Below are 21,659 nucleotides of genomic sequence, written 5' to 3' on the forward strand. Positions count from 1 at the left end.
GCGTGAGCCTTCCTAAACCACCTCAAAAACAACTCGAGAAAGCAAAAGAGAAACCCGACGTTTGAAAAAACGTGGGGTTTCTCTACAATCTGAAGCCATTCCTGGCAGAAGGAATGGCTTTTCGTTGTGCACGCCTCATCTTGATGTGGTAAGTTCAGACGCTCTTGCTCAGGAAGCCTATAGGCTTCTCTCTAATAAAGCCCCGACTTGCTTGGCCATATCTTGCGGCGAATGCGGCATTCCGTTGCGAATCCACCACTCGATGACCCCTACATAAGCCGTTCCGGCGTATTGCAGAATCACCTCATCGCTCAGGCCGGCATTCTTGCCGCTTTCCCGGTCAATCTCGCCTTCGAAGCCTTCCATGAAGTTTGCGAGGAGGCGAGTGCGGAACGAAGAGGGGGCTCCTTTCGCGTCTTTGCTTGCCAACATGGTCGAGAAGAAGAGATAGTTCTTCTCGAAATACTCGAAATAAGGCACTAAGGCATCGACCCAATCCATCTCGCATGCCCACTTGTTCATTTCCTCGATTTCATCGAAGTGAGTCTCGATGAGCTTGTCCAATAAATCATATTTGTCCTGATAATGAAGATAGATGGTACCGCGGTTAATGTTCGCGCGATCGGCAATATCCTGAATGGTGATGTTATCGAAGCTTTTTTCGGTCATCAGCTCAATGACCGCTTTTCTCATCGCTTCTTGCGTCTTAAGTATTCTCCGGTCTATTTTGGACATCGGATTATGCCACCTGGCTCTCTGAAGGAAGTTAATGAACATTATTGGCGTCGGTGTTGAGATATCAACAATCCGCGATTTATTAACCATTGCTTGTGCATGGCTAACTTAATAATATTAGACATGAGTTGAATAAACAATCGGTTTTGGTTATCCGCTCCATGTTGCTTTATTTTACCGCAACTCGTCTAATAACGTTAATTCATGATTCCAGGAGGATAAACGATGATAACTGCTAATGCACGTGCCGTACACAGTCAAGAAGGTTCGTTCCAGCTGACCGCGATCGAACGCAGGGATCTGCAGCCGCATGACGTGCTCATAGAGATTAAATTCGCCGGTATTTGCCACTCGGACATCCACTCCGCACGCGGCGAATGGGGACCGGTCCAATATCCGTTCGTCCCTGGACACGAGATCGCCGGCATCGTCAGCCGGGTCGGTTCGGAAGTGACCAAGTATGCCGTCGGCGACCGGGTAGGGGTTGGCTGCATGGTGGATTCGTGCGGGAAGTGCGTGCACTGCCATGATGGCGAAGAACAATACTGCCTCGAGGGAATGACGGGGACCTATGGTTCTGTCGACCGGTACGGGCAGTATACCCAAGGCGGCTATGCCACCCATATCGTCGTAACGGAAGATTTTGTGGTCCGCATTCCCGACGGCTTGGCGCTGGACGTTGCCGCTCCGCTCTTGTGCGCCGGCATCACGACTTACTCGCCGCTGCGCCATTGGGGCGCCGCACCCGGCAAGAAGATTGCCGTTGTCGGACTTGGCGGGCTTGGACATATGGCGGTGAAGCTTGCTCATGCCATGGGGGCAGAGGTGACGGTATTATCGCAATCGTTGAAGAAAAAAGAAGACGGGCTGCAGCTTGGCGCGGATCATTACTATGCGACGAGCGATCCCGAGACGTTCAAGACGCTGGCCGGTTCCTTCGACCTCATCGTGAATACGGTGAGCGCGAAGATCGATATTAACGACTACCTATCGCTTCTGGCAGTAGACGGTACGTTGGTCAACGTCGGCGCGCCATCGGAGCCGCTGCCGGTACACGTATTCTCGCTGATCCCGCATCGCCGCTCGTTCGCCGGTTCGTCCATTGGCGGCATCCGCGAAACGCAAGAGATGCTGGACTTCTGCGCGGAACATAACATCGCGCCGGAGATCGAGGTCATCTCCGCTAACCAGATCGATAACGCTTGGGAACGCGTACTGGCGTCCGACGTCCGGTATCGTTTCGTCATCGATATCAGCACGATGGATAAGGAATAACATTGCATCGTTTCAACATACGGGGGCACGCCGATTATGGCGTGCTTCTTTCGTTATCCGTACGTCGCAGACGGGAACTCAAGGGAGCCGAAGGTATCTCCAACCGACAAAATAAGTGCCTGTCCGCTGTATAATCCGACAAACAAATAGAAGGGGACGGTCTATAATTTGAATGACCGTTTTTATTTTGTTCCCTTCCGTTGGAAGCGCTTAATCGCTTAATCGTAATCGACAGAGGGATTCTCTGCATGCTTAATCCTACAGAAAAGGTGAAGGTGACTTGACGATGAAAATTACGGGCTATGAGACATTTATCGTACCGCCGCGCTGGCTGTTCTTGAAGATTGAGACGGATGAGGGAATCGTGGGTTGGGGAGAGCCTGTCGTCGAGGGCAAAGCCCATACCGTTCAGGCCGCCGTAGACGAGCTCATGGACGCGCTGATCGGCCGCAATCCGCTGCGCATCGAGGACCATTGGCAGGTCATGTACCGAGGCGGATTTTACCGTGGCGGGGCGATCCTGATGAGCGCGATAGCCGGCATCGACCAGGCGTTGTGGGACATTAAGGGCAAATATTACAATGCGCCGGTCTACGAATTGCTCGGCGGGGCATGCCGGGATTCGATCCGCGTCTATTCCTGGATCGGCGGGGACAGGCCGTCCGACGTGGGCCTGGCAGCGCTCGAGAAGAAGCAGGCCGGATTTACCGCCGTGAAGATGAATGCGACGGAGGAGCTGCAATTCATCGATTCCTACGAGAAGATCGATCGTGTTGTCGAGCGGGTAGCCGCGATCCGCGAGTCGGCGGGGCCGCATTTCGGCATAGGCGTCGATTTTCATGGCCGCGTGCATAAGCCGATGGCGAAGGCGTTAGCGAAGGCATTGGATCCGTACCGGCTGATGTTCATCGAAGAACCGGTCCTGCCGGAACATAACGAGGCGCTGAGGGATATCGTCGCGCATACGAGCACGCCGATTGCCACCGGAGAGCGGATGTTCTCGCGATGGGATTTCAAGTCGCTGCTGCAGAGCGGTTACGTGGATATTATTCAGCCGGATCTGTCCCATGCCGGAGGCATTACGGAGTGCAAAAAAATATTCGCCATGGCCGAGGCCTACGATGTCGCCGTCGCTCCGCATTGCCCGCTCGGTCCGATTGCGCTCGCCGCTTGTCTGCAGGTCGACGCAACCGCCCATAATGCGGTGATCCAGGAGCAGAGCCTGGGCATTCATTATAATGAGGGCAACGATCTGCTCGATTATTTGACCGATCCGGCGGTATTTGCCTACCAGGACGGCCATGTCCGTATTCCTGATGGACCGGGACTCGGAATCTCCGTGGATGAGGAAGTGGTCCGCAAGATGGCGCAGACGGGTCACCGGTGGCGTAATCCGCTGTGGAGACATCAGGACGGTACGGTGGCGGAATGGTGAACACGACTTCGCTTCATCGTACCTAAGCAGAAGAAACGAAAAGCAAAGCCGCTCCTTATTGGGGCGGTTTTTTCCTATTCTTGCTGCCCAATCCGCCGTCATTAATTGTCAGCTAACAAGCCATCCGGGCCAACATTAAGAAATGACAACGCTTTCTTAAGAATGTTGTCTTTCGGCCCGCATGCCGCTGATCCTATAATCAAGGTGAGAGGAGGAGGTCGAAGTGGAACTTGAATCAGCCGCAACTAAAACGCTTACATCAAGAGAGCGGACGTACGTGTGGAAGCGGTTTAAGAAGCAGTGGCCCCTGCACGTATTCGTGGGCTTGGGCATGGTATTTCTTCTGATTTTCTCCTATACGCCGATGTTCGGCATCATCATGGCGTTCAAGGATTATTCGATCGTAACGGGCATTAAGGGGATCTTCACGAGCGATTGGGTGGGACTGAGGTATTTCGAGGAATTTGTTAACGACTACCGCTTCGTGGAACTGGTCAGGAACACCTTGGTGCTCAGCTTTCTCAAAGTCATTTTCGCTTTTCCCGCGCCGATTCTGTTCGCCATTTTACTTAATGAAGTGAAGAATATGGCGTTCAAGCGGTTCGTGCAGACCGTCAGCTACCTGCCTCATTTTATTTCCTGGGTCGTCGTTGTCGGCATTGCGTTCTCCTTTTTGTCGACGGATATCGGTATCCTTAACAAATTGTTGGTGACAATCGGGCTTATCGATCAGCCATTGGATATTCTGACCGGCGCGAACTACTTCTGGGGATTGGCCGTCAGCAGCGCCATATGGAAGGAAATGGGCTGGTGGACGATCATATTCCTCGCCTCGATTGCGGGGATCAACCCTGCATTGTACGAGGCCGCGCAGATCGATGGGGCGGGACGGTTATCGCGCATTCGCCATATCACGCTGCCGGGGATTAAAGGAACGATCGTCGTCGTGCTCATCTTGACGATCGGCAGTATCCTTGGCGGGGGATTGGTCGGGTCGAATTTCGAACAAGCCTACTTGCTCGGGAACGACATTAATAACTCTACCTCGGAGATCGTCCAGACGTATGCCTTCAAGGTAGGTCTGGCGGACGGGCGATTCTCTTATGCGGCCGCGATCGATCTGATTCAATCGGTCATCTCGGTGATCCTGATCTTCTCCAGCAATACCATTGCCAAACGCGTGTCGGGTTCGAGTCTATTCTAAGGGTCAGGAGGGCCGGCTTGTGGGGATAACTACGAAACAGAAGGACGGGCTGCTGGACGCCGCCATCTACGCCATCCTGTTCTGCATCATGATGGCAACGCTTTATCCTTTCTATTATGTATTGATGATCTCGTTCAACAAAGGGACCGATTCGCTGCTCGGCGGGATTTACTTATGGCCTAGAACGTTTACGCTGGAGAATTATGCCACCTTCTTGTCGGACCCCCAATGGTTCAAGGCGTTGTTCGTTACGGTGGCCCGCACGGGAGTGGGAACGTTCCTCGGCGTAATGTTCACCTGTCTGGTCGCTTATGGCCTGTCCCATCGCGATCTCCTGTTCAGCAAAGGATACTTCACGATCATTATCTTCGCTACTTATTTCTCCGGAGGACTGATCCCGTATTACGTCGTCCTGCGTACGCTCGGTCTGCTGAATACGTTCGGCGTGTACGTCATTCCGTCCATGCTGAGCACGTTCTTCCTGCTCATTGCCGTTTCTTTCTTCCGCGAGATTCCGCTAGAATTGAAGGAATCCGCGTTCATGGACGGGGCGAACGAATTCGTCATTTTCTATAAAATCATCATCCCGGTATCCATGCCTCTCATCGCGACCATGTCGCTATTCATGGGCGTGGGCCAGTGGAACGCTTGGCTCGATTCGGCCTACTTCGTGCAAGCGGACTCGCTTCGGACGCTGACCTTCCGCATGATGGAGATCATCAACAAGAGCAACATTCCGATCGAATCGGTCGGCGCGGCCGCAAGCGTGTCCGGCGTGACGAACTATTCGCTCCAGGTGACCTCGATGGTCGTGTCGATCGCTCCGATCGTCTGCGTGTATCCGTTTCTGCAGAAGTATTTCGTCAAGGGAATCATGCTTGGTTCCGTAAAAGGGTAACCGATCCGAATGAGGTATTAAGGCATCTGCTTTAATATAAACGAATTCACAAACTGGAGGGGTAGCGTTGAACAAGAGCAGCTTTGGAAAGGGCTTCATCTTACCGCTTACCATCATGTCGGTCATGGCCTTGTCCGCATGCAGCGGAGCAAACGGCGATTCTAACGCGAATTCAGACAGCGGCAACGCCGCGGCATCGTCGGAGAATACGGCAGCTGGCAATACGAATACGAGCACCGATACGGCGGCGACTTCTTCCGGCGATGCAGAGGAATTGACCTTGTTCATCAATCATAGCTGGTATCCGGTAAAGGATTTTACGGGCCCGATCGCCGACCGGATCACCGAGAAGACCGGCGTGAAGTTGAAGGTGACGGTCGCGACGGACGATAAACAACTCCCGCTGATGATTGCCTCCGGCGATCTGCCGGATCTCATCTTCAGCGCTTCGGATATCGACAGACTCTCGAACGCCAATATCTCGTATTCATGGAACGAATTAATCGAGAAATACGCGCCGGATTTCCAGATCGATGCGACCAGGATCGCGATCAATACGATGAAAGACGGTAATTTCTATACCATCCGCAACGCCTTCGCGACGGAAGAGGAATGGAAGGCGAATCAATACGCGCTGGGCAATGACGGCAATCCGGGCATCGCCGTGCGCGAAGACATCATGAACGAGCTGGGCAACCCGCCGATGAAGACGCTGGACGATTTCGTCAATATCCTGAACATGGTGAAGGAGAAGCATCCGGAGATGGTTCCGCTCATCATGGACAAGAACTGGATCGAACAATATTTCATGGGCCAATTCGGCATCGATACCGGTATCGGCAACTGGTACGAGAGCGAAGGGCAAGTGAATTATTGGCTCAAACATCCGAAGGCGCAGGAATTCTTCCTCTTCATGAACAGCCTATACCGTTACGGCTACATACTGGCGGAGAACTTCGCGCATGCGAATGACCAGATTGACGACGAATATGCGGTCGGCGGCAAAGCCTTCGCGCACAGCCATACGGTCAGCGTCGCGGATCGGGACAATATCTCGGCCAAGAAGAACGGGGCAGCTTATACGTTCAAAATGATTCCGTCCGCGCTTTCGGAGGAGAAGGTCCAGGTAAGCACCGGGATCGGCTGGTCGGGTACCTTCATTACGAAGAAGAACAAAAATCCCGAGAAGTCGATCAAGCTGATGCAGTACCTTGCCAGCGACGAAGGCAAGAAGCTGACGATGTTCGGTATCGAGGGCGAGCATTGGACATGGAACGAAGAAGGATACCCAAATCTGAAGTATAGCACGGCGGACTCCGACTTCGTGAACGGCAATGGGATCAAGTGGTGGTTCCTGTACTCGGACGCGATCGTGGAAGGGCTGTGGGGCTACGTTCCCGGCACGCAGACGACGCAGGCGCTTATCGAGACCAAGGAAAAGACCGTGTACAAGCCGGAGATCGGCTTGATCCAAGTACAGGCGGATTCGGCCGAGAAGACGATCAAGACGAAGATCGACGAGATGGTCACGAACGAGAAGGTCAAAATCTACCTCGCGAAATCCGAGGACGAGGCGGCGAAGCTCTTCGAGAACATGTTGAAAACGGCCGATAAGATCGGGCTTGCAAAACTGGACGATTGGGCGAATAAAACGTACGCCGAGAAGAAGGCGTTGTTTAAGTAATTATAGGTTGTCGGTAGGGGCTGTGAGGCCTCTACCGTTTTTTACCTGCACATGGTACCCTGATCTTGATGTTGTCTTGTCTCATCGTAAAGGAGCGGTACCATGAGCATCGTCAGGAAGATCGTCTTAGGCTACGTCATCATTATCTTCATCCCGGTCATCTCCTTCGGCGTTTACTTCTACGAGCAGATCAGCGGCAGCTTCGCGAACCAATTCGTGAAGGACCGCCAGAACCTGCTCGAGCAAGCGTATTCGAACATGAGAGCCGATCTGACCCGGATCGAGTCGATCTACAGGCTGCTGCAGTATAATCCGTATATAACCGACTATCTCGAAGGCATTTATGAAAGCGATTCCGAGAACGTGTATAACTATCTGAGATACATCGATCCGCTGTTTAATCAATCCATGTTCAGCAATCCGGAAATCGAGTCCATCTTGATCTATAAGCAGAAGGAAGAAGTCTTCCCGATTACGGCCAAATTCCTCGATCGCGCCAAGCTTGCGCCTGAATATGAACCGGTCGTTCAGGCGATTAAACCCGGCAAGGGGACTTGGATTCATGAGATGAATGAAGATGATGAAAATTCCTTTGTCTTCTTTCAATATCTGTACGACCGGCAAATCATGGAGAAAATCGGGCTGCTCGAAATCCGGATCAACGACGATATGTTGGAAGGCATGTACAAAGCCGCCGGCGTGGACGTGAATGGGAGCGCATTGCTGCTGTCAAGCGAAGGCCGATTGCTGCCCTCGAATACCGCAAGCTCCGTAGACCCGGAATTGCTGGACATGATCGCCGCAAGCGGCAGCGAGGACTACTTCATCGCGAACAAATCCATCGTGAACCAGCAGTACATTCAAGAGCTTGGCGTTCGATTGGCGATCGTCAGCCAGCTAGGTGATTTTTTCCAGACCTCCAGGCAGCAGGTAATCTTTATCGTTATGGTGATCGCGGCTCTGCTCGTCTTGCTGTCGGTGATTTACTATTACCTGGCTTCCTCGATCGTCAAGCGAATCCTTAGACTCGCCAGACATATGCGGAAGATCAACGACGATAATCTGCGGCTCATCCTCCATAAGCAGAACGACCAAGACGAGATCGGGTTCCTATTCACCTCGTATAATGCGATGATCGGTCGGATCGATGAATTGATCAATAACGTCCACCGCGCCGAGCTTCGGAATAAGGAAGCCGCCTACAAGGTGCTGCAAGCGCAGATCAAGCCTCATTTCTTGTACAATACGCTCGAGACGATCCGCATGATGGCGGAGGCGAACGATGACAAGGAAGTGGCGGACATCTCCTACGCGTTCGGACGCCTGATGAGGTACAGCCTGTCCTCCGAGCACGATCACACGCTGCTGAGCATGGAGATCGAGACGGCGAAGCTGTTCCTGGATATCCATCAAACAAGGCTGGGCGGAAGAATGGACTATAACCTGCGCGTCGATATTCAGTCAGAAGCCATTCCTTGTCCGAGGTTTATCCTGCAGCCGTTGGTCGAGAATATTATCCTTCACGGCATGTCGGGCCTGCTCCGTCCGGTCAGCATCGGCATCGCTGCGGAGGAGGTCCAAGGCTTCGTACGCATTGCCATTTCCGACAATGGCGCGGGCATTCCGGAGGAGAAACTTCAACAGATCCGGGAGCTGCTGAACAGCGACAATCCGGCAGCGGGTACGCTCTCCGGGGAAAGCAGCATGGGATTATACAATGTCAGCGAGCGGATCAAAGCTTTCTATGGCCGGGAGTCGCATCTTCAGATCGACAGCGAGCACGGTCTAGGCACGACGTTAACCTTAAACCTGATGACAAAGGCGGTAGCGCACGCATGAAAGTATTGATCGTTGACGACGAGCCGTTCATTCTTCAAGGTCTCATGAAGATCGTGAAAGAGGTTGCGCCCGATCATACGTCGGTAACGGCAGCCAATAATGCCTACGAAGCGCTCGACATGATGAAGGATCGGATGCCCGACGTGACCATCACCGATCTGAATATGCCGGTCATTGACGGCTTCGGGTTGATCGCGGAGGCCAAACAGCAGCAACTGTGCGCGCGCTTCATTATCCTGACGGGGTACGACCAGTTCGAATATGCCAGGCAAGCGATAAGGTCGGGCGTGATCGATTATTTGCTCAAGCCGGTGAACCGCGAGGAATTATCCGAGCTGCTGCACGGGATTGCAAGCGAGCTTCCGGCGTCATGCGATTCCGACTATCGGCATCATGCGGACCGGATTCTGAGCTATATCCAGCGTAATTATACGCAGGAACTGTCGCTCGACGCGTTAGCGGAGCATACGGAGCTGCACCCGAATTACATCAGCAGTTTGTTCAAGAAGGAGACGGGCACGACGTTCATCAACTTCCTGAACGATCTTCGAATCAACGAAGCGAAGAAGCTGTTGGTGACGGACCCGTATCTCCCGGTGTGGCAGATCGGCGAGCGCGTAGGCTACTGCAACCGGCACTATTTTGCCAAAGTGTTCAAGAAGTATACCGGGACAACGCCAGGCGAGTATCGAGAGTCGAGACAAGTCAAAGGAGAGTGAAATCCATGCCGGAACCGAGGACAAAAGGGAAGCTGGAACTATCGTACGATCACCCTGCCAAGGAATGGAACGAAGCGCTCCCGATCGGCAATGGCCGGTTGGGCGGCATGGTGTTCGGACAGCCAATCGCCGAGCGGATTCAACTGAATGAAGATTCGGTGTGGTACGGCGGCCCGCGGGACCGCAACAATCCGGATACGCTGGAACATCTGCCGGAAATCCGCAAGCTCATATTCGAAGGGAAGCTGAAGGAAGCCGAGAGGTTGGCGTTACTTGCGATGTCCGGTCTGCCCGAGACGCAGCGGCATTATCTTCCATTGGGCGACCTGACGCTAAATTTCGACCATACGTCCGGCGAGGTTAAGGATTACGGACGCAGGCTTGATCTCGAAGAGGCGACGGTGCGCGTATCGTATGAGGCAGGTGGCGTTACCTATACAAGAGAAATATTCGCGAGTTTCCCGGATCAAGCGATGGTCATTCGCCTTACGGCTGACCGGCCCGGGGCGATCGGCTTCACCGCCCGGCTGGAGCGGGGCAGATCGAGATATTCGGATCGCGTCGGCAAGCTGGGGAGTGATGCGATCTTCATGCAGGGGAACTGCGGCGGCGAGGACGGAAATCAGTATTGCGCTGTCTTGCGTGCCGTCTCGGAAGGCGGGACGGTCAAGACGGTCGGGGAGCATCTGATCGTCGACCAAGCCAGCAGCGTTACGCTGCTGCTCACCGCGGCGACCTCGTTCCGGGCGATCGATCCGCTGGCGGAATGCGCAGATCGGGGATTGAATGCGGCGCAATTGCCGTTTAATGAATTGGCCCGGAGACATCGGAATGATTACCGGTCCTTGTTCGGACGCGTGTCGCTTACGCTAGGTGAGCAAGAGGAGAATATTGCGGGGCTAAGTACGGAACGGCGGCTCGCGCGAATGGCGGAGGGCAGCCTCGATCCGGATCTGATCGCGCTTTACTTCCAATACGGCCGCTATCTGCTCATCGCGTCCAGCAGGCCCGGATCCTTACCGGCGAACTTGCAGGGGATCTGGAATGACCGATTCTTGCCGCCTTGGGACAGCAAATATACGATCAATATCAACGCGCAGATGAACTATTGGCCCGCGGAGGCAGGCGGACTGCCCGAATGCCATAAGCCTTTATTCGAGTTGGTGGAGCGTATGCGCGAGCCCGGCCGCCATACGGCCATGACGATGTATGGCTGCAGGGGGTTCACGGCGCATCATAACACGGATATTTGGGCCGACACCGCACCTCAGGATCTCTATCTGCCGGCAACCTACTGGCCGCTAGGCGCGGCATGGTTATGCCTGCACTTATGGGAGCATTACCAGTTTACGCAGAACCGGCAGTTTCTGGAGCGGGCATACGACACGATGCGCGAGGCGGCGCTGTTCCTGCTCGATTATCTGGTCGAGAGCCCGACCGGCGAGCTGGTCACCTGCCCTTCCGTGTCGCCGGAGAATACCTACGTATTGCCAAGCGGCGAATCCGGGGTGCTGTGCGCAGGCCCTTCGATGGACAGCCAGATTATGCAGGAACTGTTCTCCGCGGTCCTTGAGGCGGAAGGCTTGCTGAGCATAGGGGAGGAGCAGGCCATTGGAGCGGAATTATCCAAGGCGCTGGATCGCATTCCGAAGCCGAAGATCGGGAAGTACGGCCAGCTGCAGGAGTGGTATGAAGATTATGAGGAGCTGGAACCGGGCCACCGGCATATCTCCCACTTGTTCGCGCTCCACCCTGGCAGCCAAATCAGCGACCGGCTAACCCCGGAGCTGGCGCAAGCGGCCAGAGTAACGTTGGAACGCCGGCTATCGGGCGGAGGCGGACATACCGGATGGAGCCGGGCATGGATCATTAATTTCTGGGCTCGTCTCCAAGAGGCGGAGCAAGCGCATCAGAATCTGGAAGCGTTGCTCGTGAAATCCACGCTGCCGAATCTGCTGGATAACCATCCGCCGTTCCAGATTGACGGCAACTTCGGCGGAACGGCCGCCATTGCGGAGATGCTGCTTCAAAGTCATCAGGGAGAGCTTCACTTCCTCCCAGCGTTGCCTTCGGCTTGGTCCACGGGGCAGGTACGCGGGCTGCGCGCAAGGGGAGGCTTTACCGTCGATATGGAATGGACATCGGGCCGAATCGTTCATGCGCGTATCGAAGCTGCCGTTCCTCAACCTTGCGTGATTAGATGCGGACGAGCGGTAACGGTATCCTGCCAAGGGAAGGCAATTCCGATAACGGATGATGGGGAAGTCATTCGTTTCATGGCAACCCCCGAGGGCATTTACGAAATAGTTGCCAAGTAAGCGGATCTAGGCAGGCGCAGGGACGAGAGGAGGGGGCTGTCCCATAAGGGTTCAATTTCACTCTTGTGAATCCTTAAATAGCTCGATTTGAACAAAAAAGTGACCGAGCGGGTACTAAACCTACACGGTCACTTTTGCTATTTTATCTGCTGCTGCTTTCTTCAGCAGATTGTGGGCAAGCGTTTGCCAGGATTTGCTGTTCTCTTTGTGATACGTGCTGTATTTAACAACCGCGTTACATGCTTCTTCATTCAAATAGGCGTAGTTCTCTTCGCTGCCATACCCCGCATCGGCGATGATGGTTCTTGGTAATTGGCCAAGTGCAGTTTTCACTTTTTCCAAATGCGGTTTCAAGCAAGGCGTGTCCGTTGGTCGTTGATGGAGACTATATCCGATGATGAATTGATTTTCCGTTCCGATTTGCACGTTATATCCTGGCTTCAGCTGGCCATTTTGCATGTGGTCTTCCTTCAAGCGCATGAACGTCGCGTCGTGATCCGTCTTGGAGTAACTGTTTCGTGTTCCGAGAATTTGTTGCTGCTCTTCGTATTTTTGAAGGCGCGGCAGCAAGTCTTTCCGAACAAGGCGGACGGCCTTCTTCAGCGGCTTGTCCTTCGTTTTTTTGTCCAGTTTGGCCTCAAGCTGTTTAACTGCTTGGTCCAGCTTTTCGCTTGTAATGGCCGCGGCTTCTCCAAGCTCACAGAGATCTAGGCCGTTCAGTGCAGCCTCCTCCTGCTTCTCAGCTTCTTCGATCGTCGCGAACAAGGTTTGTACTTTTTCTTGCAGCTTCATTATTATGTCTGACGACGGCCTTGCCCCAGACAAACGTGTACCGATTTGCGTTGGCTTCGATCTTGGTTCCATCGACGAAGTAGTGTTCCAAATTGACATATTTTTCTTCGGCGAGAAACTGAAGAACGGTGGTGAAAACCGACTCCAGCACGTCTTTCATTCGCTCGGAACGGAAGCGATTAATGGTATGGAAATCTGGACGCTGTCTAGCGGCAAGCCACATGAACATGATATTCTCGCGCCCGGCTTTGGCGATTTGGCGAGAGGAATAGATGCGCTGTGTGTACGCATAGATGATGACTTTCATAAGCATCTTAGGGTGATAGCTGTCCCGGCCGTCCGCCGGGGTAAGCTTTGGTGAAGAGGTTCATACTTAAACGGTTGACGGCGTCATTGATGATGCGGACGAGATGGTTTTGAGGGATATCTTCTTGCAAGTCCATTGGCAAGGACAGCTGGTCCATGGTATATTCTTTTGCTTTTAAAATTTTGAAGGTTTACCCAAAACGGAGCAGGTCAAATGATTCTGGAGAAGCGCCAGCGGTCGCCTTTGTGAGGGGATTCCCACTTTAGCCTATTCATTCAAGGAATCCCCGAACAACAGCGAGCGGAAGAACATTTGACTGCGCAGTGAATTAGGTAACCAAACATGATCTAAAATGAAATGGGGCCGTCCCAACCGTCATCTATGATGACTTATGGGACAGCCCCCTCTTTGCATTACCTCTATTCCGCAGCCTCTTATGAGATCATCCGCAGCGCTTAATTAAACATCGGCAGCTCGTCTCGGGTCAGTACATTGCTTGCGCCGTACAGCGCTTGAATCTCGGCATTGCTGTTGTTGCTGAACGTCAGCTCGGCCCAGCTCATCGCGAAGACCCATCTCGGCTGGGCCGCTAGCTGGCTTGCCGTCGGCAGCTTGGCGCATTCGCCGATGGCTATCGGCTTGCTGCCGGCCACGCTTAGCGCGGTGTTGTACTTCGCCGTCGTGAAGCCGTCGCTGTTATACACGTCCACGGAGAAGATGTCCCAGTAGTCGTTGCCGGGATTGTAAGTGCTCCAATTCAAGTCCAAATCCTGCATATTCCATACCCAGACGAGATTCGTTAATCCTTTGGTATTGACGAGATAATCCTTCGTCAGTCGATAGAGAGCGGCCGTGCCATTCGTGCCTGGACGCCCTGCCCACCAGAAGATGCTCTGGTTCATCTCATGAAACGGACGGAACAATACCGTGACACCATTATCCTCGAGATACTGCAAATATTGGGCGTAGTTGTCCAGCCGCGCCTTCCACGCTTGATTCAGCGTACCGCCGTTGGTAATGAGGCTCGACCACTGCGCATCGGTCAGCTCGCTGACGACACCGCCGTCCCAGTTCCCGGCGTCCGATTGCGTCGGCGGCGTCACGTGCATCATGAGCTGCACGATCGAACCGCTGTCCCATTGGCGCTTGGCCTCATAAATCATGTTCCACCGATTGTTGACATCGCTGGAGGAGAAGAGAAAGTCGCCGCTCCACAGCCCCGGGTAACGGCCGGTAATGCCGTAGACGGTATTCGTCTGTTGGGCTGGGGAGGAATTCGGCTCGCGGTTATGGATGCCGATGATCGTCTTGGACCCGCTGATGCTCTTGATGTAATCCAGCACGCCGACCGCTTGCGTTCCGTAGATCTCGAATTCATAGAGCGAGAAACCGTAGGAGGTTGCCCGTTGGATGCAATACACTTTCACATACCGCGCGGTTACCGGCGTGAAGTTGATCGTATTGTTGCCACCAGTAGCGCTGTAATTCGAATAGACGGTCGTCCAAGAGGCGTTGTCCGTCGAGGTTTGGATTTGATACTGGCTGGCGTAAGCCGCCTCCCAGTGAAGGTTGACGCTGGATACGGTCTGCGATGCGCCGAGGTCGACGATGATGTATTGCGGGTTCGAGTAAGCGGAAGACCATCTCGTGTTCCCGTTCGCGTCCACCGCGTAAGCTCCGCTATAGGAGGAGCCCTCCGTCGAGGATACGGTCACGGGTTTGTTATAAGCGAGGTTAACCGGAGCCGCTTCAGCTTGAGGGAACGATTGGGCAGTAAGAAGAATGGCGATTGCGGTAAAGAACAATGTGGCTCGTTTGAGCACTTTCGATAACATAACAATACCTCCCGATTCGATTGTTATCTTGCGACTTGCAACGCAACCCAATGACCTTGATGACGGATCAATGCTGCATTCCAGTCTTGCGACTTGCTACGTAACTTGATGGCCGGCAACACTCCTTCCAGAAGAAAATGGTTTGGACACGCATATGTAAGCGCTTCAAACAAGGCGAGTATAGCATATCCCTGAAACTTAAGTAAACAAAAATAAATTTAAATAAATTTGTTGAAATAAAAAGTGAAATCTTTTAGATTGGATATGGGCAGTATTGGCAAGATAGTCATCCGTCAGGAAGGAGGCATAAGGCAAGCAGCGTTGGCGACGCTTGCTGAAGAAGGATTAGCGCATCTCGTAAGGAGAGCAGCGAGCTAGGGAGCACTGCTAATTAGTGACTGGTAAGGCGATTACGAAGCAAAGGGAGAGAGTCATGCACATAATGGCGCAAGCAAGAAGAAGCATCTCGATGTTGGTTGCTTTCATGCTTCTGGTCGGAATCATCATGCCCGGCGGAAGTTATTGGGGGGCGGCGGAAGTACGGGCGGCAAGCGCGAATCTGATCGCCAGCGGGGATTTCGAGAGCGGCGACTTAAGCGGCTGGGACACAAGCGGCAACGCCAAGTTCGTCGTGACGGATGCGGAGCAACATAACGGTTCATTCGCGCTTCAGATCTCCGGACCGCAGAACTGGAACGGCATCAAGTACACGGCCGAGGTCGAGCCGAATACGGATTACGTCTTATCCTTCTATGGCAAAGGGCCGGGCGGAGCGGCGTTCAAGATCCTCTCGGGCACGGATGAAGCGACGATCGTAGAGCAATACACCGGCACGAAATCGGACTGGACCTTGTATCAGGCCGAGTTCAATAGCGGGGAACACGCATCGGTAAAGCTTTATGTTTCCGACACAAATGAAACCGCTTACTATGATGATTTTGTCCTGACATCAGCGGACGCGGGTGCGGAGAATCCGGGCTCTGAAGAAGAGCCAGCCGAACCGGAAGCCAATGCGGTTGCGAACGGCGGATTCGAGACCGGCGACGTCTCCGGCTGGAATACCGGAGGCAGCTCGAAATTTACGGTGACCGATGCCGAACATCGCAGCGGTCAGCATGCGCTGCAGATTCAGGCAACGAGCCAGGAGTATGCGGGCATCAAGAATGCCGTCGCAGTGGAACCGGGTACGGACTACGTGCTGACTTTTTATCACAAAGGGGCCGGGGGCTCCTACTTCAAGGTGCTGTCGGCTGCCGATGAATCGACGATCAAGGAATCGCAGACATCGGCATCGGCGAATTGGAAGAAGGTCAGCCTGACCTTCAACACCGGCACGAACGCCAACATTATCCTCTATGTTTCGGACATGGTGGGGACGGCGTATTTCGACGATTTTGCCGTAACGAAAGTGAAAGCCCCCGATGTACCGGCAGCAACCGCCGTTACGATCGAAGGCAAAGCCATAGCAACATCGGCGCTAACCGGGGCTTACGTATACGCCCATCCCGGGCATGTGGAGGAAGCTTACTCGATCTATACATGGCTGGAATCCGATACGGCTGATGGCGTGTATACGAAAATTCCGGGCAGCTACTCGCTCCCTGCGTATACGCTCACCGAGGCCCAAATCGGCAAGTACATCAAATTCCAAGTCACGCCGCTAGACAGCGAGGGCGTAAGAGGGACTGCGGCGCAGAGCGGGGCGATCGGCCCGATTGCCGAGGCCGGCGCGCGCGATGAGCTGCTGAGCCAGCTCCGGCTTGCCGATCAGCTGATTGCGGAATCGGAGCAAGGAACGGCGATCGGACAGTATCCGGAAGCCGCTTGGCAAGCACTGACCGAGGCGATCAGCGAAGCGGAAACATTGGCTAGTAAGCCTGAAGCCGCCGACGAAGATCTGCTGAGCGAGAAATCGGCATTGGCAGCGGCCATGAACGGTTTCGACCAGGCTCGCGTGACGAAGCCTACGCCGCTCCATCATTTTATTACGACGAATGGCGATAAGCTGATGGACGGGGATAAGGATCTGAGATTCATCTCCTACAACTATCCTGGCGCGTTATTCAATGAGGACGAGGCGGGCGGACTGATGCCGACGGCCTTCGAGCAGGAGGATGCGCTCCGCACCATTGCGCAATCGGGCGGCAAAGTGATCCGTACCTACTCGATCACGGTCAAGCAGCCGGATCAGCCATCCGATGTGGTGCGCCATATCGTGGGTCCGGGCGTGCTGAACGAGGAAGCGTTCCGCTCGATGGATAAACTGCTGGAATTGGCGAACCAGTATGGCGTACGTCTGATCATTCCGTTCATCGACCATTGGGGCTGGCCGCCGGGCGGCATCTCCGACTTTGCCGCTTTCCGCGGGATTACCGACACCGATGCGACGCGCAAAGCCTTCTACACCGACGCGCAGCTTCGGGACGATTTCAAGCTGACGATGGATAACGTGCTCAATCGCATCAATACGCTCACGGGCGTCCGGTATAAGGACGATCCGGCGATTCTGGCTTGGGAGACCGGCAATGAGCTGATGGTCGCCCCGGATTGGGAAGCGGAGATCGCCGCCCACTTCAAGAGCGTCGACCAGAACCAACTGTTCGTGGCGGGCAATCTGATCGAGTACCCGTCGGGCACGAGCTCGCATAGATACAAGAACGTAACGGCAGAAGCGCTTAACGATCCGAATTTCGATATCGTGAAAAGCCATTACTACAGCGGCAATTATGCGGCTAGAACGAAGGAAGACAAGGCGTTGGCCGGCAGCAAGAAGCCGTTCCTCGTCGGCGAGTTCGGCTTCAAGCCGACGCATGATGTGGAGGCGATGCTGGATGAAGTGATCGACAGCGGGGCTTCCGGCGCGATGATCTGGAGCTTGCGTCCTCATAGCGCGAACGGCGGCTTTATTCGGCACTCGGAGTACGATCCGGGCGACGGAATCGTGTACAGCGCGTACCATTGGCCCGGTATGCCGTCCGGCGACTATCAGGACGAGACGAACGTGATGCGCGTCGTGCGGGAGAAGGCGTATGCCATCGACGGGCTCGCCGCCCCTGCGCTGCCGCTGCCTGAACCGGCGCCGCAGTTATTCGAGACGGACTCAGTTGCGAAGCTCAGCTGGCGTGGATCTACGGGCGCGAGCTCTTACACGGTAGAGCGCGCCGAGCAGGCAGACGGCCCATGGACAGTCATTGGCGACGAGGTCCTTGACGATGTTCGCCCTGGGGAGAATATGTTCAGCGACCTGACGGCCGCAACCGGCAAGTCGTACTATTACCGGGTGAAAGGCGTGAATGCCAGCGGAGAGAGCGGCTATTCGAACGTGATCGGACCGGTACTGGCCCGACACCTGCTCATGGACGCGCTGGAGGATTCGTCCAAGCAATATTACGCGGATGAAGCGTCCGTCGTCTATCGTACGCCAGGCGCCGTGCTTTCCTTTGAGATCGGCGCATCGTCCGAGGACTTCTCCTTCTATCTGTCTGAAGACGGCATTCAATATACGGAGGTAACGCCGGAGCAGGATGGCAGCACCTATCGTTACGCGAACGAATCGTTGCCGAATGCGGATTACCTCCGAATTCGTTATCCGAACGGAGATCCGGCAGCCGGACAGCTGCTGAACGTGAAGATCGAGTATCGCGGAGACGGCGGTCTGCTGACCCCGATCCAGCCGTTAATCGCTTCGGGAGTCATTAGCGATGAGTTAGACGATTTGTCCAACATGTCCCAGCACAGCGACAATGTGGCGTTCGATCGTACGCGCGCCGAGCAAGCTGGCGGCGATACGTCGCGCTTAATCCGGACGGAAGCGGGAGAGGCCTACGTCGTCTACCGCAGCGTGGGGGACATGAACAGCCTCAAACTTGAAACGTACCAGCCGGAACAGCCGGGGGACGAGGGGCATTTTGAACTGTACGGCTCGGCGGACGGCATCGAATACGACGAATTGACAGCCGAGATCCGTTCCCTCGGAGGGCAGTGGTTCAAAACGAACTATGAAATTACTGCATTGCCGGCGGGGATCAAATTCATCAAGATCGCGTACCCGCTCGGCGCGGAAACAAGCGAGTTCCCGCAAATCAGCCGTCTGCAGATCGGCGTCGGCGCAGGAAGCGTGTCGTTCCCGGCGGCGGCCCCGGCAAGCATCATCGATAACGGGGAATATTACGGCGGCGAAAGCCTGTTAGTCGATCGGGTGTACAGCATGGATCCTGCTGGCGGTAAGGTTTCCCTTGAACTGGATCCGAACGTGAAGAGCGCCGGCGAATACGGATTGAAGGCAAGCTTCCAGATGGGAGCCGCTAGCTTCGTCAGTCTCGCCAAAACGCTTGGCGATGCGGACCGCAGCACCTTCGATACCGTTCAGTTCTGGGTGAAGCCTGACGGCTACGAGCGCATGCTGACGGTTCAGCTGGAGACGGAGGATGGCCAGCGCTGGTCGAAGGATGTTGCCATCTCGGGAACGAAGGGCGTTCATGTGAACCTGCCGATCGACGGCAGTATCGATAAGACCAAGCTGAGCGCATTCCGGCTGATTGTCCGCAAAGGGCAAGGCGGCGCGGACGGAGCGATCACGCTGGACGATATCCGGTTCGTTCAGACGCGGATCGTCGACGATTTCGATTCGTATGCAAGCGGTGCGGATTTCGCGCAAAGGTATAACAAGACCAATCCGCCTAGCAATCTTACCTTATCCTTGAATCCGGACGTGAAGCTCTCCGGCACGCATGCCATGCAGGTGGACTATAACTTCGGAACCGACGGTTATGCCGGGGTTATCACGTCCCTGCCGCATCTGGACTGGTCGGCTTATGATAAGGTCCGGCTCTGGGTGCAGCCGAACGGCTCACGGATCAGCTTGACCGTTCAGGTACGCATGGGATCGGGCGTCTACATGGAGGCTAAAGTCGAGCTGGATGGCGGCACCGAGGGGGAATTCATCGAGATTCCGTTCTCGGACTTCGATTATCCTTCCTGGTACGGAGGCAGCTCCGGCACGTTAGATCCGCGGGATATGGCGGAGTTTAATCTGTATCTCGGTCAGATGGCCGCGACGACATCCGTTACGGGTTCGATCGTCGTCGATCAGATTGAGCTGGTTAGTGACTCGATCGCGGTAAAAGGTGTAACGCTGGGCAAGACGAAGCTTTCGCTGAAGAAAGGAACAACGGAGCGATTGACGGCGACGGTAACGCCGGCTGAGGCAACGAATCCGGCTGTCGCTTGGTCTTCCAGCAACACGTCGGTCGCCACGGTCGGAGCCGATGGTACCGTCACCGCGGTCGGCGTCGGCACCGCGGAGATCGCTGCCGTAACCGAAGATGGCGGCTACACGGCCACGGCAATCGTAACGGTATCGAATTCAAGCGGTTCGTACAACCCGCCGTCCGGACAGGTGCCGCCAGGCGATGAGGGTTCAACGGACGGAGAAGGCGATGGCAGCCAAGACGGAGTCCTTATTATCCCGGTTGAAGTTGGTGCGGACGGCGTCGCCGTTGCAACCGTCGCTGAAGCCGAGCTTAAGAAGGCGATGGACCTGACTTCGGGCGATACGGTCCACGTTCAGGTCAAGTCCACGGATGAGACCTCTACGGTGAAAGTCATCCTTCCTGTAAAGCAATTCCTGCAGCGCGGAGACTTGCAGGCCATTCAAGTGGATACGGGAACTGCAGCCGTGACGATTACTCGCAGTCTGCTTGAGGCTATTGGCGGAGCGGATGCCTCGGAAGTCGTCTTGACCATCGGGGAAGCGCCGTCTTCTGATCTGCAGACCAGCGGATCCATGTCTATTGACGGTCCCGTGCTGAACTTCACGCTCTCGGTTGACGGAGAGCAAATTCATGACTTCCAAGGCGGCGATATCGCAGTCTCTATTCCTTACGCCGCGAAAGATAACGCGAATCCGCAACAAATCGTCGTCGTTTATATCGACGAAGCGGGTAAGCTCCATCTCGTCAAGAACGGCAAGTTTAATCCGGCTGCAGGAAGCGTTGCCTTCCAAGCAAGCCATTTCAGCCGATATGCGGTGGCCTATAATCCGATATCCTTCACCGACGCAGCCGACCGGGCTTGGGCAGCGGAAGCGATCGATGCGCTCGCTGCGCGGCAGATCGTCCAAGGTATCGGCAGCGGGCTGTTCCAACCGGACGGCGCCGTGACGCGGGCCGAGTTCATTCATATGCTCATGAACGCGCTCGAGCTGAGCGACGAGACGGCGGTAAGCTCCTTTGCCGACGTGCATCCAGGGGCATGGTATGCCCGTTCGATCGCGACCGCGGAGAAGCTGGGGATCACAAGCGGCAGAGGCGGCGCAGCGTTCGGAGTTCATGAACGGATTATGCGGCAGGACGCTGCCGTTTTGATGTACCGTGCGATGGCGGCAGTGGGGATCCCATTAGAGAACGGTCAGCAACTGGATAAGCTGTTCGCGGATGAAGCGGCAATTAGCGGCTATGCGAAGGAAGCTGTTCACGCTGCCCAGCAGGCGGGTCTCATCTTCGGTATGACTGACGGGACTTTTGCGCCGGATGCCACGGCAACAAGAGCCGAAGCGGCCGTTATGATTTACCGGCTTTTCAACAAGCTGTAGAAGGATGATTCAGAGGAGAGCAGGCC

Annotated in this window: 11 protein-coding genes and 1 pseudogene; 9 read left to right on the plus strand and 3 right to left on the minus strand. The window is 54.8% G+C overall.

The features are described from left to right. Positions 1 to 177 precede the first annotated feature (177 nt). Complete coding sequence (locus tag FHS18_RS28330) at positions 178 to 735, minus strand: TetR/AcrR family transcriptional regulator (protein ID WP_183603769.1); 558 nt, start codon at positions 733 to 735, stop codon at positions 178 to 180. A gap of 225 nt (positions 736 to 960) precedes the next feature. Here FHS18_RS28330 and FHS18_RS28335 point away from each other — a divergent pair, with 225 nt between their 5' ends. The 8 genes from FHS18_RS28335 (at position 961) to FHS18_RS28370 (ending at position 12,107) form a co-directional block, all read left to right on the plus strand. Next, positions 961 to 2,010 carry an NAD(P)-dependent alcohol dehydrogenase gene (locus tag FHS18_RS28335; protein WP_183603770.1) on the plus strand — a complete coding sequence of 350 codons (1,050 nt, stop codon included), beginning with the start codon at positions 961 to 963 and terminating at the stop codon, positions 2,008 to 2,010. 286 nt (positions 2,011 to 2,296) lie between these two features. Continuing rightward, positions 2,297 to 3,445, plus strand: coding sequence for a galactonate dehydratase (gene dgoD / locus FHS18_RS28340; protein ID WP_183603842.1), 1,149 nt, complete (start codon positions 2,297 to 2,299; stop codon positions 3,443 to 3,445). Between the two features lie 223 nt (positions 3,446 to 3,668). Then, on the plus strand, positions 3,669 to 4,649 hold the full coding sequence (locus tag FHS18_RS28345; RefSeq protein ID WP_343060718.1) for an ABC transporter permease: 981 nt from the start codon (positions 3,669 to 3,671) through the stop codon (positions 4,647 to 4,649). Positions 4,650 to 4,668: 19 nt separating this feature from the next. Next, entirely contained in the window at positions 4,669 to 5,547 is an 879-nt protein-coding gene (locus tag FHS18_RS28350; RefSeq protein WP_183603771.1) for an ABC transporter permease family protein, read from the plus strand. 67 nt (positions 5,548 to 5,614) lie between these two features. Then, positions 5,615 to 7,231 (plus strand): type 2 periplasmic-binding domain-containing protein, encoded by a 1,617-nt coding sequence (locus FHS18_RS28355; protein WP_246427969.1) that lies wholly within the window; start codon positions 5,615 to 5,617, stop codon positions 7,229 to 7,231. A gap of 102 nt (positions 7,232 to 7,333) precedes the next feature. Further along, on the plus strand, positions 7,334 to 9,070 hold the full coding sequence (locus FHS18_RS28360; RefSeq protein ID WP_183603772.1) for a cache domain-containing sensor histidine kinase: 1,737 nt from the start codon (positions 7,334 to 7,336) through the stop codon (positions 9,068 to 9,070). Next, complete coding sequence (locus FHS18_RS28365; RefSeq protein ID WP_183603773.1) at positions 9,067 to 9,789, plus strand: response regulator transcription factor; 723 nt, start codon at positions 9,067 to 9,069, stop codon at positions 9,787 to 9,789. The genes FHS18_RS28360 and FHS18_RS28365 overlap by 4 nt, the downstream gene beginning before the upstream one ends. A gap of 5 nt (positions 9,790 to 9,794) precedes the next feature. Then, a complete protein-coding gene (locus tag FHS18_RS28370) occupies positions 9,795 to 12,107 on the plus strand; it encodes a glycoside hydrolase family 95 protein (RefSeq protein WP_183603774.1) in 2,313 nt (770 codons plus the stop codon). A gap of 183 nt (positions 12,108 to 12,290) precedes the next feature. On the opposite strand, the pseudogene FHS18_RS35480 reads toward FHS18_RS28370, so the two are convergent. After that, positions 12,291 to 13,363 (minus strand): annotated as a pseudogene (locus FHS18_RS35480) (IS1182 family transposase); the annotation flags it as partial. A 298-nt stretch (positions 13,364 to 13,661) separates the two neighbouring features. After that, entirely contained in the window at positions 13,662 to 15,041 is a 1,380-nt protein-coding gene (locus FHS18_RS28380; RefSeq protein ID WP_183603775.1) for a glycosyl hydrolase, read from the minus strand. A gap of 433 nt (positions 15,042 to 15,474) precedes the next feature. On the opposite strand from FHS18_RS28380, the gene FHS18_RS28385 reads away from it, so the two are divergent. Then, positions 15,475 to 21,633: a carbohydrate binding domain-containing protein gene (locus FHS18_RS28385; protein ID WP_183603776.1), complete on the plus strand. Its 6,159-nt coding sequence runs from the start codon at positions 15,475 to 15,477 to the stop codon at positions 21,631 to 21,633. The last annotated feature ends 26 nt before the right edge of the window (positions 21,634 to 21,659 follow it).

This window comes from Paenibacillus phyllosphaerae, from assembly GCF_014192105.1.
Taxonomy (GTDB): Bacteria; Bacillota; Bacilli; order Paenibacillales; family Paenibacillaceae; genus Paenibacillus_Z; species Paenibacillus_Z phyllosphaerae.

Coding starts and splice junctions, on each gene's coding strand:
- FHS18_RS28330 (WP_183603769.1), bottom strand. CDS start 735: ATGTCCAAAATAGACCGGAGAATACTTAAGACGCAAGAAGCGATGAGA.
- dgoD (WP_183603842.1), top strand. CDS start 2,297: ATGAAAATTACGGGCTATGAGACATTTATCGTACCGCCGCGCTGGCTG.
- FHS18_RS28335 (WP_183603770.1), top strand. CDS start 961: ATGATAACTGCTAATGCACGTGCCGTACACAGTCAAGAAGGTTCGTTC.
- FHS18_RS28385 (WP_183603776.1), top strand. CDS start 15,475: ATGCACATAATGGCGCAAGCAAGAAGAAGCATCTCGATGTTGGTTGCT.
- FHS18_RS28380 (WP_183603775.1), bottom strand. CDS start 15,041: ATGTTATCGAAAGTGCTCAAACGAGCCACATTGTTCTTTACCGCAATC.
- FHS18_RS28365 (WP_183603773.1), top strand. CDS start 9,067: ATGAAAGTATTGATCGTTGACGACGAGCCGTTCATTCTTCAAGGTCTC.
- FHS18_RS28370 (WP_183603774.1), top strand. CDS start 9,795: ATGCCGGAACCGAGGACAAAAGGGAAGCTGGAACTATCGTACGATCAC.
- FHS18_RS28360 (WP_183603772.1), top strand. CDS start 7,334: ATGAGCATCGTCAGGAAGATCGTCTTAGGCTACGTCATCATTATCTTC.